The sequence below is a fragment of the Mesorhizobium sp. WSM3873 genome, from assembly GCF_001672445.1.
Lineage (GTDB): Bacteria > Pseudomonadota > Alphaproteobacteria > Rhizobiales > Rhizobiaceae > Mesorhizobium.
In genome coordinates, this window is sequence record NZ_LYTM01000020.1 from 1 (window position 1) to 15,552 (window position 15,552).

The following is a 15,552-nucleotide window of genomic DNA, read 5'->3' on the forward strand; positions in this document are numbered from 1 at the left end:
CGAATAGCCACATGCCCACTCTTCAAACGGCGGCTCTTGCGCAATAACCACATAACGTGTGTACGACCGAGATCGGGCGCTTAGCATCCGCGGCTCCACTCGGAAATGGAGCCGCTTCTGGTTAGACTTCCGTGGCCTCGGCGAGTTCGAGGGCATCTTCTACATCGACGCCGAGATACCGGACTGTGTTCTCGATTTTGGTGTGGCCCAGCAGAATCTGAACAGCGCGGAGGTTACCTGTCGTCTTGTAAATGATCGACGCTTTGGTACGCCGCAGCGAATGCGTTCCGTATTCCTGAGGTCGAAGTCCGATCGCCACAACCCATTCGTCCACGAGGCGGGCATACTGCCTCGTGCTCATGTGACGCTTTGGGTCGATCCTGCTCGGGAACGCATAATCGTCGACCGTGCCGCCGCGCCGTTCTAACCATCCGAGAAGACTGGAGCGAGCATCGCTCATCAACTCGAACTGAACCGGTCGGCCTGTCTTCTTTTGCACGACCATCGCGCGGGTACGAATTTCCGACCCGAGAACCAAGGTGCCGATCTTGATCTTCACCAGGTCGCAGCCGCGCAACTTGCTGTCGATTGCCAGATCGAAGAGGGCTCGATCGCGCAATCGCCGCTCTCGGTCGAGAAAGAACCGGATCGCCCATATCTGTCGAGGTTTCAACGGCCGTTTCGTTCCGACCTTCTTGCCCGCGTTCCACGCGCGGCGATCGGGAGCGGTGAGGTCATAGTGAGAATGTCCCATTTAGTTTCTCCTTCGGCCATGATTGGCCACGGGAGCAACGCTAGATACTGACTCGGATGGGATTGGGGGGACCGCTTGCTGCCTGTCCGGTCCTCGGGCAGAGGACTGAGTAAGCTGACACCGAGCAGGGGAGCCGATGCCATCCAAACCCACGCGGGCTCGGCCAGGGCGGCTGTTAAAGCTGCTTCAGCATCGTTGAGCGGCTAGGTTGGGTAGGCCCTCGAAGCGTATGCCCGGGTGCTGCTGCAGAATGGAAGCGCGTAGAGCAACAGGGGCGGCTGATAGCCGTTGGAGCTTAGATTGCGCGGCCAAGCAGAGGCGCGCTGCGAGGCGAAACGCTTAGTGCTGGGCCGCTCGCGTCAGCCGACACCGAACAGCCCGCTCAGCCACGCCATCTGTTCGCGCTCCTGATAGCCCTGCCCGCCTTCATGGTTGTTGAATTCGTACTCTACGATGGTCTTTTCGCCATCGTAGGCATTGAACGCGCCATAAACGGTAGAGGGCGAGCAGACTTCGTCCATCAGGGCCACCGAAAACAGCGCCGCTGCCTTGCACTGCCGGGCGAAGTTGACGCAGTCGAAATAGGATAGCGTTTTCAAAGACTTCGCCTTCTTCTCGCGATACGTCTGGAAAGGGCGCATGGGCGGAGAAATACTGCGGGCAAATTGCGGCTTCAGCGAAGACTTCGCTTCCGAGACGAGCAGAGCCCCACGTTCTTGCACAGATAGGCGCGCCAGCTCTGCCACCGCCGGCGCGCGCGAGACCGGGCTGGAACGTGGCGCGTAAGTGCTGTCGACAGATCGAGCCCGGGATGACGTGACATCATATGTTTATCGAGGGAGCCGATGGTATCGTTGGCTCGTGTTCTACTCCCGGGAAAAGATGATTGTCTGCACCAGCCCACCCCCCTGCCTGTTCTCAAGCCTTATCGATCCGCCATAACGCTCGATGATCTCCTTGGCGATCGCCAGCCCCAGCCCGGCGCCGGGAATGAACTGCATGCGCGCCGGGTCGACCCGGAAGAACGGCTCGAAGGCTTTGTTCAAGAGGTCCGGCGGAATGCCGGGGCCGCGGTCGGCGATGGTGAGAACCGCTCCGTTGCCTTGCCCGGATAGCGAGACCGTGCAGCTCTTGCCATGCGTGGCGGCGTTGACGATCAGGTTGCGCAGCGCCCGGCGCAAGCCAAGCGCGCCGGCTTTGACCGACACGTGGTCGAGATGGTCGATCGTCACCGCATGGCCGAGCGAGATCATCTCGACCTCGATATCGCGGAGCAGCCTGTCCAGTTCCACCGGCTCGACCGCGTCCTGATTGACCTCCTCGCGCACCAGGCGGATGGCGCTGTCGGCGATGCGGTCGAGCTCGTCGAGGTCGCTCAGCCATTTCTCGCGATCCTCGTCCAGGAATTCCGCCCTGAGCCGCATCCTCGTCATCGGCGTCCTGAGATCATGGCCAGCGGCGGCCACCAGCCGCATGCGGCTTTCCATCGCCGTTCTCAATCTTGCCGACAGTTCGTTGAGCGCATGGGCGGTGGCCCTCACCTCGACCGAGCCTTTTTCCGGCAAGGTCGCCAGCACCCCGTCCGAGCCGATCTTGCTGACGGCGGCTTCGAGCATTTCGAGCGGCCGCACCAGCACGCCGGTGAAATAGATCGACACCGGCGTCGCGCCGAGCACGATCAGCGCCATCCAGCCGGCGAAAACATACCAGACATCGCGCGGCGGGCCCAAGTCGGGGACAGTGACGATCATATAGCGATGATCGGGCAACGCGACAGAGGCGACCATCCCAGGTTGCCCGGCATTGCGGCTGACGACGGCCGAAACATCGAGGCCGTTCTGGCGCAGCATGTCGTTCAGCACTCGCGTGTGCTTGCGGTCCTCGAAACCCGGCGCCGGACGATCGCTGATCGTCACCGGCGCATCGCCGCTGCCCGGCACATGGCCGGGAACCAGCTGCACCATGTACTGTATCTGTTGCGCCAGCGGCCCCATGGTCAGCTCCGGCGACGGCCCACCGAGGACCTTGACGGCGACGAAGGTGGCAAGCCCGACCACGCCCAGGATCGAAACGACCAGAAGGATGATCAGCCGCCGGCGCAGCGAGGTCATGCCCCGGTCTCCGCCGTTTCGACGCGCGCGGTCAGTTGATAGCCACCATTGCGCACGGTCTTGAACAGGTTCTCCTCGCCCGCCTCGGCGAACTTCCGGCGCAGCCGGCTCATCAGCACGTCGACGGACCGGTCGAGCGGCTCGCGCTCGCGCCCTTGCGTCAGATCGAGCAGCTGGTCGCGCGACAAAAGCCGCCCCGGCCGGTCGAGAAAGACCTGCAGCAGGTCGAACTCGGCGCCGGTAAGATCGATCAGGGTTCCGTCGGCGTTCATCACACTGCGCGTGTCCGGCTCCAGCCGGTAACCGGCGAAATGATAGACGCGAACCTTGGGTGGGGCGACTTCGTCCGGCGCCGAGCGCCTGAGCACCGCCCGGATGCGAGCCGTAAGCTCGCGCGGATTGAACGGCTTGCCGAGGTAGTCGTCGGCGCCGAGCTCCAGCCCGATGATGCGGTCGACATCTTCCTTCAGCGCGGTCAGCAGGATGACCGGGATATGCGGCTTGCGGTCCCGCAGGCTCCGGCAGATGTCGAGACCGGAGCCGTCAGGCAGCATGACGTCGAGCACGATGAGGTCGAACTGGCCGGAGCCAAGCTTGTGCTCGCATTCGCGCCGGTCCGCCGCCACTGAGACACGAAATCCCTGTCCGTCGAGATAGCGCCCGAGCAGCGTCCTGATCTCGCGGTCGTCGTCGACGACGAGGATGTGGGATTTTGTCTGCATTCTTCGCCCGCTTGCCTTTTCGTCCCTGATTATAGGGAGCGACGCCGCCAAGCGGCACGGAAAATTGCAACGGAACGTTTCCGCAAAGCCGTTGGAAACATTCGGAAACAAATCTCCTTTTTCCGGAAACCTTCGGCAATGCCGCGACGCGAAGGGGCAAAAGACGTCTCCTATCCTCCAGCCATCCGAAGCATGCAGCAAAGGATCACGTCATGCGAAGCAAACTCTTGGCGCTCGGCCTGTTTTCGGTCGCGGCCATCCATCCCGTGCTGGCCGCTCAGCCCGATCCCGGCGCCGCACCGGGCGACGAGCCGCCGGCCATCAATCAGAAGGACGACACGGGCCCGGGGTCGATGTCCTGGCCTCGCCCGCCTGGGCCGATGCGGCACGGGCCGCAAGGGCCGGAAGGCTTCGGCTTCCGCCGCATGGGACCGCCGCTGCCGGAAATGCTTGCCGCCCGGCTCTCGGCCCTCGAGACCCGCATCGGCATCCGGTCCGGGCAGCTCGATGCCTGGCGCGACTATACCAGCGCGCTGCAGGCGGTGCTGGCGCCTTCGCGGTTCGACCGTGGCCCCGGCACTCCCAGCGGTCCCGAGGCGGGCGGGCCGGATTCCCCCGGCGGCCCCGGCCAGGCGCAACGCGATCCCTTCGCCTTCCAGGAACGCCTGGCCGACGAGGTCACCAAACGCGCGGCTTCGGCCGCCAAGCTGAAGGATGCGATCGCCGTGCTGCGCACCAAGCTGACGCCCGAACAGCTCGAAATCCTCGCTTCGGCGGATCGGCCGCACGGCCCGCCCCCCGGTCCATGGGGCAATCCGCCGGACGACGCAGCCGGCCCCGGAGGTCCGCACGGACAGCTTCAGCCACCCCTACCCCGGAATGGCGAGCAACTCTGACCGTCTGCGCCGGCCGGTCCGCTGATCCACCCGTTCACGGGCCGGCCGGTTCTCTTGCGAATTGGCGGACGCGTCCGCGCGACCGCCGTCAAGCATGGAGCGCATGATGATGTGGGAAACCCTGATGATGCTGCGGCTGCTTACCTCGCGGGGCTCGCCCTTGCCGATCCGCTCCGGTGCCGGTGCCAGGCAACAGATCCTGTCGAAGCAGGCGCTGAAAGGGGCGATCCGGTTGAGCTTCGCCGCCTACCGCCTGCCGCTTCCGATCTCGTCTTCAAACACTGAAAATCATGACCGCAAAATTGCGTAAAAGACATCTTCTTCTGGCGGCCTTGCTGGTCGCGCTGGCGGCCGTCGCAGCGCTCAAGGCTTATGGCCGCGCCACGCCCGAGCCGGCGGCGCAGACGCCTGCGCCGGCAGCGACGCTCACCGTTTCGGTGGAGAAGGTGGTCCCCCAGACGGTGACATCGTCGGTCAGCGCAACCGGCACGGTGGCTGCATGGCAGGAAGCGACGATCGGCGCCGAAGAAAGCGGCCTGCGCCTGACCGAGGTTCTGGTGGCCGAGGGCGATCATGTGAAAGCCGGCGATGTCGTCGCGCGGTTGGACGACTTGCTGCTCAAGGCACAGCTCGCCGAGCAGAAGGCAGCCGTCGAGCAAGCTCAGGCCACGCTCGACTCGGCGCTGTCGGCCGCCGCGCGAGCCAACAAGCTGCTCGCCAGCAACGTCGTCAGCGTTGAAACCGCCGAGGACAAGGCGACCGCCGTCAAGACCGGCAAGGCCGGCGTCGATCAGGCCCAAGCCGCGGCCGAGCGGCTACAGGCTCAACTCGATAGGACGACGATCCGTGCCCCGTTCGACGGCATCGTCTCCAGCAAGCCGGCTGTGACAGGCTCCATCGTCCAGGCCGGTACCGAGCTGATGAAGATCGTCCGCGACGGCAGGCTGGAGGTCGGCGTCCTTGTCCCTGAAAAGGTCCTGACGGCAATCTCGGCCGGTCAGCCGGCGAACATCGTCGATGCATCCGGCCGCGCCTTTTCCGGCAGTGTTTCCCAGGTAGCCGAGACGGTCAACGCGACCACCCGGCTCGCCACCGTCTATGTCGCCGTCGGCGAAGGCTCGGGCCTTAAGCCCGGCATGTTCGCCCGCGTCACGATCGAGACGGCTGCGTCCCGGCAGCTGACCGTCGCCGAAAGGGCCTTGGTCTGGCATGCCGGCAAACCGACTGTGTTAGTCGTCGGCGATGACGGCAAGGTCACCGAGCGTCCAATCGTCACGGGCACGCGCCAGAACGGCCGCGTCGCCATCGAAAACGGCTTGGCGGAAGGCGACCGCGTCGTCGTCGCCGGCGCCGGCTTCCTCAACGACGGCAATCTGGTGCGTGTCGCCGCCGACGAGACGAAAGCGGCCGATGCTGCGAGCACGGCGGAGCCCGCGCAATGAACGCCATCTCCTCCTGGTCGATCCGCAATCCGGTTCCGACCATCGTGCTGTTCCTGTCGCTCAGCGTTGCCGGCGTTTACGGCTTCATGCAGCTGCGCACCAACAATATGCCCGACATCGACCTGCCGACCGTCACCGTCACGGTGGCGCAGCCGGGCGCAGCGCCGAGCGAAATGGAAGTCCAGGTCGCGCGCGTCATCGAGAACGCGGTCGCGACTCTCGAAGCAGTCGACGATGTCTCGACCTCGATCAGCGAGGGCTCTTCCGTCACCACCATCGAATTCACCCTCGGCACCGACCCCGAGACCGCGACCAACGATGTCCGCAACGCCGTCTCCGGCGTGCAGTCCAGCCTGCCGGCCGCGGCCCAGACGCCGGTCGTGGCGAAGGTCAACGCAACCGGCAATTCGGTGCTCACCTTCGTCGTCGAGGCGCCGACCATGTCGCCCGACGCGCTGAGCTGGTACATCGACAATGACGTCGCCAAGGTCCTGCTCGGCGTCGACGGCGTCTCCAAGATCACCCGTTCCGGCGGCGTCGATCGCGTCATCCGCGTCGAGCTCGATCCCGACCGGCTTGCCGCTCTCGGCATCAGCGCCGGCGATGTCAGCCAGACGCTCGCCTCCAACAACGTCAACCAGCCGGGCGGCCGCGCCAATATCGGCGGCCAGGAGCAGTCGGTGCGCACGCTCGCCAGCGCAACGACCGTGGAGGCGCTGGCCGACACACGCATCGCGCTGAGCGGCGCGGGCGATGTCAAGCTCTCCGACCTCGGCACTGTCGTCGACAGCTGGGAAAAGCCGCGCCAGGCCGCCTATCTCGACGGCAGGCAGGTCGTCGCCTTCAATGTCTACAGATCGGTCGGCTCGAGCGAGATCGACGTGGTCAAGGCCGCCCGCGCCGCGATCGCCGAAATGGGCGCCAAGACCAGCGTCGCGAAGTTCACCGAAGTCACCTCCTCGTCCGGCTTCGTCCAGGAAAGCTACGACGCCGCCTTCGAAGCTCTATGGCTGGGCGCGCTGCTCGCTATCGGCGTGGTCTGGCTGTTCCTGCGCGACATCAGGGCAACGCTGGTCTCGGCGGTGGCGATGCCTCTGTCGCTGATCCCGACCTTCGCGGTGATGGCGGCCTTCAACATCTCGCTCAACAACATCACGCTGCTGGCGCTTTCGCTGGTCGTCGGCATCCTTGTCGACGATGCCATCGTCGAGATCGAGAACATCGTGCGCCATATGCGCCAGACTGGCATCAGCGCCTACCAGGCGGCAATCGAAGCGGCCGACGAGATCGGCCTCGCCGTTGTGGCGACCACCGCGACCATCGTCGCCGTGTTCCTGCCCGTTGCCTTCATGCCCGGCATTCCCGGCAAGTTCTTCTTCTCCTTCGCCGTCGCCGTCTGCGTTTCGGTGCTGTTTTCGCTCTTGGTGGCGCGCATGCTCACCCCACTGATGGGCGCCTATCTGGTGCGCGCCGGCGGCCATGACGAGGACGATACGCCTGCCTGGGTGCCGACGTATCTGTGGCTGCTGCGCAACGCGCTCGATTACCGCTGGATCACATTGCTGGCCGGTATTGCCTTCTTCGCCGGTTCGATGCTGCTGGCGACCCGGCTGCCGACCGAGTTCATGGCGGCGGCCGACCGCGGCCGCTCGATGATCTCGGTCGAGTTGCAGCCCGGCTCGACCATCGAGCAGACCACGGCGGTGGTGCAGGACATCACCAGGCGGCTAGAGAAGGAGCCGGCCGTCGACAGCGTGTTTGCCACGATCGGCACGGCTGCTTCTTCGGGCGGCGGTCCTAACCAAAGCTCGAGCTCGGGCGAAGTGCGCACCGCGACCGTCACGGTCAACCTCAGGCCGCGCGGTGAGCGGAGGATAAGCCAGCAGCAGTTCGAGGCCGAGGCCTCGCCTCGGCTCAACGACATCCCCGGCGCCCGCATTCAGTTCGGCGCCGACGGCTTCGCCGGCGCCAAGGTGTCGATCACGCTGGTCGGCGACGATGGCGCGGCCCTGGAGAGGGCGAGCAACGCGCTGATCGACGGCATGAAATCGGTTCGCGGGCTAATCAATCCGACCTCGACCGCGGCCACCACCAAGCCTGAGCTGATCGTGCGGCCCGACAGCGCCAAGGCGGCCGAGCTTGGCGTCACGCCGACCGAGATCGCCGCGACGGTGAAGATCGCCACCATCGGCGACACCGACACCAGCCTGGCGAAATTCAATCTCGGCGACCGTCAGGTGTCGATCGTCGTCACCGTGCCCGACGGCGCCATTGATGATCCGGCGAAGCTCGCCATGCTGCCGCTGACCGGCAGCAGGGGCACGGTGCCGCTCGGCGCCGTCGCCGATATCGGCTTCAACGCCGGCCCCAACAGCATCACCCGTGTCGAGAGAAGCCGCAGCGCCACGGTCGAGGCCGATCTTTCCGGCCTGACGCTCGGCCAGGCGACCACCGCCATTCGCGCGCTGCCGATCATGAAAAGCCTGCCTGCCGGCGTGCATGAGCTTGCGCGCGGCGATGCCCAACGTATGCAGGAACTGTTTTCCGGCTTCGCCACCGCAATCGCCGCCGGCATCATCCTGATGTACCTGACGCTGGTGCTGCTCTTCCGCAGCTTCGTGCAGCCGGTGACCATCCTGGTCGCGTTGCCGCTGTCGGTCGGCGGCGCGCTTGGTTTCCTGCTCATTACCGGCAAGGCGCTCGGCATCTCACCGTTGATCGGCATACTGATGCTGATGGGCATCGCGGCCAAGAACTCGATCCTGCTCGTCGAGTATGCTCTCGTCGCCGAGAAGGAGCACGGCATGAGCCGCTTCGAGGCGCTGCTCGACGCTGCCCGCAAGCGAGCTCGCCCCATCGTCATGACATCGATCGCCATGGGCGCCGGCATGCTGCCGATCGCGCTCGGCATCGGCGCCGACGCCGAGACGCGTGCGCCGATGGCAATCGCCGTCATCGGCGGGCTCCTCTCCTCGACCGTGCTCAGCCTCGTCTATGTGCCGGTCGTCTATACCTTCATGGACGACATCCAGCGGTTCCTTGCCCGTCACCTCCGCAAGCTGTTGGTCGAAGCGCCCGGCGCTACCGATCAGGCAAGCGCCGCAACCCCAGTGAAAGAAACTGTCAATGCATATCCAGCCTAATCGTTCTCTTTCGCTGGCGCGGCCGCGCCGCCTGTCTGCCTGGGCAGGAACGCTTTGTGCCGCGCTGTTGCTTGCAGCCTGCTCGCAGGAGAAGAGCCAGGTGCCCGCCGGCATGGGAGGCGCCGGCAGGCCTGAGGTCGGCGTCGTCACCCTGCATCCGCAATCGGTCGCGATCACCGCCGAGCTGCCGGGCCGGACCGCTGCCTCGCTAGTGGCCGAGGTACGCCCGCAGGTCGACGGCATCATCCGGCAGCGGCTGTTCCAGGAAGGCGCCGAGGTGGTGGCGGGGCAGCCGCTCTACGTCATCGACCCGGCGAGCTATCAGGCCGCCTATGACAGCGCCGTCGCGACGCAGCAGAAGGCTGAAGCCGCGGTGCCCACCGCCCAGGCCAAGTTCGACCGCTATGCCGGGCTGCTGAAGCAGAACGTCGTCTCGAAGCAGGATTACGATGATGCCGCCGCGACGCTGGCGCAGGCGCAGGCCGACGTCGCAGCCGCCAAAGCCAGCGTCGAAACCGCCAAGATCAGCCTCGATCGCACCTCGATCACCGCGCCGATCGCCGGGCGCATCGACAAATCCTCGCTGACGCCGGGCGCGCTGGTCACCGCCAACCAGGAAACGGTGCTGACCACCATTCGCTCGCTCGATCCGATCAATGTCGATGTCACGCAGTCCAGCACCAACCTGCTCAATCTGCGCCAGGCGATCAACGAAGGCCGGCTGAAATTCAGCGGGACCAATGTCAGCGTCAAGCTGAAGCTCGACAACGGCGCCATCTACGCGCAGAACGGCAAGCTGGAGTTCGCCGGCGCCAATGTCGACCAGTCGACCGGCACCTTCGCGCTCAGAGCCCAGTTCCCCAATCCCGACCGCCTGCTGCTGCCTGGCATGTATGTGCGCGCCATCGTTGAGGAAGGCGTCGCCCAAAACAGCTTCCTGGTGCCGCAGCGGGGCGTCACCCGCGACCCCAAGGGCCAGGCGGCGGCCATGGTCGTCAATGCCCAGGGCAAGGTCGAGCAGCGCGTGCTCAGCGTGCGCAACGGCGTCGGCAACAACTGGCTGGTGGATTCGGGCGTCGGCGACGGCGACCGCGTCATCGTCGAGGGCCTGCAGCTGGTGCGCGCCGGAGGCGACGCGACAGCGGTCGAAGTGACGATCGACGAAATGACCGGCGAGATCAAGGACCGCAAGCAGAGCTCCGCCTCGGCGACCGCCACCGGCGGCAATGCCGCCGGTGCCGCCAAGCAGCCGGCCTCTGGCGCAACCGGGAACTGAAGCGATGTCGGGATTCTTCATCAACCGGCCGATCTTCGCCTGGGTGATCGCCATCGTGATCATGCTGGGCGGCCTCTTGGCGCTGCAGTCGCTGCCGATCTCGCAATACCCGCAGATCGCTCCCACCACCGTCAACATCAGCGCCACCTACCCCGGCGCCGACGCCCAGACCGTCGAGAACTCGGTGACCAAGGTCATCGAACAGGGCATGACCGGTATCGACAATCTCGACTATATGACGGCGACGTCGACCTCGACCGGACAGGCCTCGATCACGCTGACCTTCACCAGCGGCGCCAACGCGGACACCGCCCAGGTGCAGACGCAGAACAAGCTGCAGCTGGTGCAGTCGCAGCTGCCGCAGGTCGTCCAGAACAACGGCATCACCGTCTCCAAATCCTCGACCGGCTTCCTGATGGTCATCGGCTTCGTCTCCAGCGACGGCAAGATGAACTCGACCGACCTCGCGGACTATGTCGACTCAACCGTCAACGACACGCTGAAGCGTGTCGAAGGCGTCGGCTCGACGCAGCTTTTCGGCTCCGGCTATGCCATGCGCATCTGGCTCAACCCGGACAAACTAGCGCAATACGCGCTGATGCCGAGCGATGTCGCCACGGCCGTCGAGGCGCAGAACACGCAGGTCTCGGCCGGCCAGCTCGGCGGGCTCCCGGCGCGCAAGGGCCAACAGCTCAACGCCACGGTGACGGCGAAGAGCCGGCTGCAGACCGCCGAGCAGTTCCGCAACATCATCCTGAAGAGCAATACCGACGGCTCGCTGGTGCGGCTGAACGATGTTGCCAAGGTCGAGATCGGCGCCGAAAGCTACACCACCCAAGCCCATTACAACGGCAAGCCGGCCGCCGGCGTCGCCATCAGCCTGGCGACCGGCGCGAACGCGATCAGCACGGCGGAAGCTGTACGCACGACGATCAATCGCCTGAGCTCGACCTTCCCGCAAGGCGTCGAGGTTGTTTACCCGTATGACACTTCACCCTTCGTGCGGCTTTCGATCGAGGAAGTGGTGAAGACGCTCGCCGAAGCGATCGTGCTGGTGTTCCTGGTGATGTTGCTTTTCCTGCAGAACCTGCGCGCCACCATCGTTCCGACGATCGCCGTGCCGGTGGTGCTGCTCGGCACATTCGGCGTGCTCTCCTTCTTCGGCTATTCGATCAACACGCTCACCATGTTCGCCATGGTTTTGGCCATCGGCCTGCTCGTCGACGACGCCATCGTCGTGGTCGAGAATGTCGAGCGCGTCATGCACGAGGAAGGCCTGCCGCCGAAGGAGGCTACGCGCAAATCGATGAACGAGATCACCGGCGCGCTGATCGGCATCGCCACCGTGCTGTCGGCCGTGTTCGTGCCGATGGCCTTCTTCGGCGGATCCACCGGCATCATCTACCGGCAGTTCTCGGTCACCATCGTCTCGGCGATGGTGCTCTCGGTGCTGGTGGCACTGGTGCTGACGCCGGCGCTCTGCGCCACCATCCTGCGCCCGGCCAAGGACCATGCGACGCAAAGGGGTCCGTTCGGCTGGTTCAACCGCATGTTCGATCGCAGCACCATCGCCTACCGCGACGGCTCGCACGGCATCATCAACCGTTCCTGGCGCTTCCTTGCCGTGTTCCTCGCCATCGTCGTTGCCATGGGCTGGATGTTCGCCCGTCTGCCGAGCTCGTTCCTGCCGGATGAGGATCAGGGCATCCTGATCACCAGCGCTTCACTGCCGGCCGGCGCGACGCAGGACCGCACCCAGCGCGTGCTGGCTCAGGTGACCGACCACTATCTCAACGAGGAGAAGGACGCGGTCGAAGGCGTGTTCACGGCTTCCGGCTTCGGCTTCGGCGGCTCCGGGCAGAATGTCGGCATCGCCTTCGTGCGGATGAAGGATTTCGACCAGCGCAAGACCAAGGCTCTTTCCGTGTCTGCGGTCGCCGGCCGCGCCATGGCCGCCTTCTCCAAGATCAGGGATGCCCAAGTCTTCGCCCTCGCCCCACCGGCAATCCAGGGTTTCGGCAACACCAACGGCTTCGATTTCTACCTCCAGGATGTCAATGGCGCCGGCCATGAGGCGTTGATCCAGACGCGCAACCAGTTGCTCGGCTTGGCCGGGAAGAGCACGCTGCTCGCCAACACACGCCCCAACGGCCAGGAGGACCAGCCGCAATTTTCGGTCGATATCGACCAGGAAAAGGCCAGCGCGCTGGGCATCAGCCTCGCCGACATCAACAACACGCTGTCGAGCGCCTGGGGCAGCGACTACGTCAACGACTTTATCGATCGGGGACGGGTCAAGCCGGTCTATCTGCAGTCGGACGCGGATTTCCGTATGCAACCGGAAGATCTCGACAAATGGCAGGTCCGCAACTCCAGCGGCGCCATGGTGCCGTTCTCGGCCTTCGCCTCCAGCCACTGGACCTACGGATCGCCCCGCCTCGAACGCTACAACGGCTCGGCGGCGGTCGAGATCCAGGGCGCCGCGGCCGCCGGCCAAAGCTCAGGCGCGGCGATGGACGAGATCGACAGGCTGGTCGCGCAACTGCCCGCCGGATATTCGCATGAATGGACCGGCCTGTCGCATCAGGAGAAGCTTTCCGGCAACCAGGCGATGTCGCTCTACGCGATTTCGGCGCTGGTCGTGTTCCTGTGCCTTGCCGCGCTTTACGAAAGCTGGTCGATCCCCTTCGCGGTGATGCTGTCGGTGCCGATCGGCATCTTCGGTGCGCTGGCGGCGGCCACCCTCTTTGGCCAGACCAACGACGTCTATTTCAAGGTCGGCCTGCTCACCACGATCGGCCTTGCCTCGAAGAACGCCATCCTCATCGTCGAGTTCGCCATTGAGCGGCAGGCGGCAGGCATGGGCCTGGTCGAAGCAACGCTCGAAGCGGCGCGACAGCGCCTGAGGCCCATCCTGATGACGTCGCTGGCCTTCATCCTCGGCGTCACACCACTGGCGATCGCCAGCGGCGCGGGCTCGGGCGCGCAGAACTCGGTCGGCATCGGCGTGATGGGCGGCATGATCGCGGCGACCGTGATCGGCGTCTTCCTGGTGCCGCTTCTCTTCGTCAGGGTGCGCCGCATCTTCAAGGGCAAGGCGACCAAGCAGGATACGGACGGGACCCCAGCCACAGCCACTCAAGAATAGAGGTTTCTTTCCATGCCAGGTTTTGAACGCGGTCTCGCGACCGCGAAGGGGCTTCTTTTGCCCGCGTTTGCCGCTGCCCTGCTCTCGGGATGCGTCGTCGGTCCGGATTACCAGAAGTCTCTTCTGGCAATGCCAGCGAGTTGGAGCGGGCAGAAGGCGGTGAAGCCGGCTAAGCCGGTGCAGCTGTCGCAATGGTGGCAGCGCCTGCGCGATCCCGAGTTGAACGCGCTCGTGGAGGAAGCGGTCGCCGGCAATCTCGATGTCGCGACCGCCAAGGCCAAAATCCGCGAGGCGCGGGCAAGCTACCGCCAGTCGGTGGGCAAGTTGCTACCATCCGCCGAGGGTTCGGCCTCGGCTACCCGCAATAGGACCGCAGCAACCAGCTCGGGCACGGCAACCAGCACAACCTATGACCAGTACCAGGCAGGCTTCGATGCCAGCTGGGAACTCGACCTCTTCGGCGCGAACCGCCGCGGCGTCGAGGCCGCCAGCTATGGCGTCGACGCTTCCGAGGAACACCTGCGATCGACCCTTCTGACCTTGGTCGGTGATGTCGCCTCCAACTATATCCAGGCACGCGGCTATCAGACCCGCGTCGCGCTGGCCCGGCGCTCGGCTGCGTCACAAAGGCAGACCGCCGAGCTTACCAGCACGATGGCCCTGGCCGGCACCGCGACGGCGGCAGATGTCGCCAAGGCCATGGGACAGGCAAGCAGCACGGAAGCGGAGATTCCGACGCTGGAAGCAAGCTACGCCGAAGCCGTGCACCGGCTTTCGGTGCTGACTGGCCGGCCGCCGGCGGCCCTTACCGAGCGGCTGAAGCGCACCAAGCCGATCCCAGCGCCCCGCCTGCCGATCCCGACCGGCATCCCGGCCGACATCCTGCTCACCCGTCCGGACGTGCGCATGGCTGAGCGGCAGTATGCGCAGTCCACCGCCAAGATCGGCCAGGCCGAGGCGGCGCGCTATCCGAGCGTCAGCCTGACCGGCGACATCAGCACCACATCCCTCAAGCTCGGCGATCTCGGCAAGAACTCCACCATCGGCTGGTCGTTCGGTCCGTCGCTCAGCGTGCCGCTGTTTAACGGCGGCCAGTTGCGGGCGGCCGTCGACGTCGCCAAAGCCCAGCGCGACCAGTACTTCATTGCATACAAGGCCGCCGTGCTGACCGCGCTGGAAGACGTGGAGAACTCAACGGTTTCACTATCGCAGGAGCGCATCAGAAACGGCAGGCTCGCCGCTTCCGCGAAATCCTATGGCGAAGCCGCGCGGCTGGAAAGGACGCTCTACAAGGCGGGCGAGACGAGCCTTCTCGATGTGCTGGATGCCGAGCGATCGGCCTACTCAGCCGACGACACTCTGCTCCAAAGCCGAGTGTCGATCGCCACCGACTATATAGCATTGAACAAGGCGCTCGGCGGCGGCTGGGACGGCGTCGTCGACAGCACGACACCCGAGATCATCGATGTCACGACTGGGCCACGCTTCGCGTCGAGAGCCGTGGCGCAGTGAACAAGATGCACGGTCAATCAGAGGAGAGAGAAATGACCGACGACGCCTCGAAAGATGCAATTTTGGAACTCATGGCAGACGTGATTTCCGCATATGTTTCGAACAACGTTGTTCCGGCAGGCGAAAACGGTCGGTACGAATAGCTGGATCGGAGGGTATCGCGGACCAGAAGCTTCGCCGCGTCGCGAAATGGCGAGCGCCTGCCTTAATCGGGCTGCGGCAGATATCGTCCAAGTCGCAGGCCTACCGAGTATGGTATCAGGATTACTTGCACGTCGTGGCGCCACCGTGGATTGTCTAGCGCGACCCCCAATCAGATGTCGGCTTATAGGCAACTGCAGTCAACATCGTTGCGGCCGAGATGAAGCGCAAAGCGGCCATGGGCCTTGCAAAGTCCGTCACATTCGAGTCACTGGGTGGCCTGCAGTATCCTTTGGAAAGGCCCTCAGTGTGAAATGGGTATTTTACACTGAGGGAGCCGACTGGCAGGGTTAATACCCTGCCCTCTCCGCTGGTCAGTCCCTCCAAGGTCTGAATGCTGCCTTCTT

The 15,552-nt window shown here is 64.8% G+C and carries 11 protein-coding genes; 7 read left to right on the plus strand and 4 right to left on the minus strand.

Translation table 11 applies throughout. The annotated features are described in order from the left end of the window. Positions 1 to 121 precede the first annotated feature (121 nt). The 4 genes from A9K71_RS15025 to A9K71_RS15040 all read right to left on the minus strand — a co-directional run bounded on the left by A9K71_RS15025 (position 122) and on the right by A9K71_RS15040 (position 3,587). Positions 122 to 754, minus strand: coding sequence for a tyrosine-type recombinase/integrase (locus A9K71_RS15025; protein ID WP_066996882.1), 633 nt, complete (start codon positions 752 to 754; stop codon positions 122 to 124). Between the two features lie 359 nt (positions 755 to 1,113). Then, complete coding sequence (locus tag A9K71_RS15030) at positions 1,114 to 1,500, minus strand: acetylxylan esterase (RefSeq protein ID WP_245299632.1); 387 nt, start codon at positions 1,498 to 1,500, stop codon at positions 1,114 to 1,116. 120 nt (positions 1,501 to 1,620) lie between these two features. Continuing rightward, complete coding sequence (locus tag A9K71_RS15035; RefSeq protein ID WP_066996888.1) at positions 1,621 to 2,865, minus strand: ATP-binding protein; 1,245 nt, start codon at positions 2,863 to 2,865, stop codon at positions 1,621 to 1,623. Continuing rightward, positions 2,862 to 3,587, minus strand: coding sequence for a response regulator (locus A9K71_RS15040; RefSeq protein ID WP_066996891.1), 726 nt, complete (start codon positions 3,585 to 3,587; stop codon positions 2,862 to 2,864). The genes A9K71_RS15035 and A9K71_RS15040 overlap by 4 nt, the downstream gene beginning before the upstream one ends. Before the next feature lie 212 nt (positions 3,588 to 3,799). Here A9K71_RS15040 and A9K71_RS15045 point away from each other — a divergent pair, with 212 nt between their 5' ends. The 7 genes from A9K71_RS15045 to A9K71_RS15075 all read left to right on the plus strand — a co-directional run bounded on the left by A9K71_RS15045 (position 3,800) and on the right by A9K71_RS15075 (position 15,004). Further along, a complete protein-coding gene (locus A9K71_RS15045; RefSeq protein WP_066996894.1) occupies positions 3,800 to 4,483 on the plus strand; it encodes a hypothetical protein in 684 nt (227 codons plus the stop codon). A gap of 94 nt (positions 4,484 to 4,577) precedes the next feature. After that, a complete protein-coding gene (locus tag A9K71_RS15050) occupies positions 4,578 to 4,793 on the plus strand; it encodes a hypothetical protein (RefSeq protein ID WP_245299633.1) in 216 nt (71 codons plus the stop codon). After that, positions 4,786 to 5,925, plus strand: a complete 1,140-nt coding sequence (locus tag A9K71_RS15055; RefSeq protein WP_210180296.1) for an efflux RND transporter periplasmic adaptor subunit — start codon at positions 4,786 to 4,788, stop codon at positions 5,923 to 5,925. The genes A9K71_RS15050 and A9K71_RS15055 overlap by 8 nt, the downstream gene beginning before the upstream one ends. Next, positions 5,922 to 9,068 (plus strand): efflux RND transporter permease subunit, encoded by a 3,147-nt coding sequence (locus A9K71_RS15060; RefSeq protein WP_066996900.1) that lies wholly within the window; start codon positions 5,922 to 5,924, stop codon positions 9,066 to 9,068. The genes A9K71_RS15055 and A9K71_RS15060 overlap by 4 nt, the downstream gene beginning before the upstream one ends. Continuing rightward, positions 9,052 to 10,344, plus strand: a complete 1,293-nt coding sequence (locus A9K71_RS15065) for an efflux RND transporter periplasmic adaptor subunit (protein WP_082980532.1) — start codon at positions 9,052 to 9,054, stop codon at positions 10,342 to 10,344. Before A9K71_RS15060 ends, A9K71_RS15065 begins: the two co-directional genes overlap by 17 nt. 4 nt (positions 10,345 to 10,348) lie before the next feature. Beyond that, positions 10,349 to 13,492: an efflux RND transporter permease subunit gene (locus A9K71_RS15070; RefSeq protein ID WP_066996903.1), complete on the plus strand. Its 3,144-nt coding sequence runs from the start codon at positions 10,349 to 10,351 to the stop codon at positions 13,490 to 13,492. A gap of 12 nt (positions 13,493 to 13,504) precedes the next feature. After that, positions 13,505 to 15,004: an efflux transporter outer membrane subunit gene (locus A9K71_RS15075; protein WP_066996906.1), complete on the plus strand. Its 1,500-nt coding sequence runs from the start codon at positions 13,505 to 13,507 to the stop codon at positions 15,002 to 15,004. The last annotated feature ends 548 nt before the right edge of the window (positions 15,005 to 15,552 follow it).

Bases quoted from the DNA above. Each gene is read 5' to 3' on its own strand.
- A9K71_RS15050 (WP_245299633.1), top strand. From the start codon at position 4,578: ATGGAGCGCATGATGATGTGGGAAACCCTGATGATGCTGCGGCTGCTT.
- A9K71_RS15060 (WP_066996900.1), top strand. From the start codon at position 5,922: ATGAACGCCATCTCCTCCTGGTCGATCCGCAATCCGGTTCCGACCATC.
- A9K71_RS15025 (WP_066996882.1), bottom strand. From the start codon at position 754: ATGGGACATTCTCACTATGACCTCACCGCTCCCGATCGCCGCGCGTGG.
- A9K71_RS15045 (WP_066996894.1), top strand. From the start codon at position 3,800: ATGCGAAGCAAACTCTTGGCGCTCGGCCTGTTTTCGGTCGCGGCCATC.
- A9K71_RS15070 (WP_066996903.1), top strand. From the start codon at position 10,349: ATGTCGGGATTCTTCATCAACCGGCCGATCTTCGCCTGGGTGATCGCC.
- A9K71_RS15075 (WP_066996906.1), top strand. From the start codon at position 13,505: ATGCCAGGTTTTGAACGCGGTCTCGCGACCGCGAAGGGGCTTCTTTTG.
- A9K71_RS15040 (WP_066996891.1), bottom strand. From the start codon at position 3,587: ATGCAGACAAAATCCCACATCCTCGTCGTCGACGACGACCGCGAGATC.
- A9K71_RS15035 (WP_066996888.1), bottom strand. From the start codon at position 2,865: ATGACCTCGCTGCGCCGGCGGCTGATCATCCTTCTGGTCGTTTCGATC.
- A9K71_RS15065 (WP_082980532.1), top strand. From the start codon at position 9,052: ATGCATATCCAGCCTAATCGTTCTCTTTCGCTGGCGCGGCCGCGCCGC.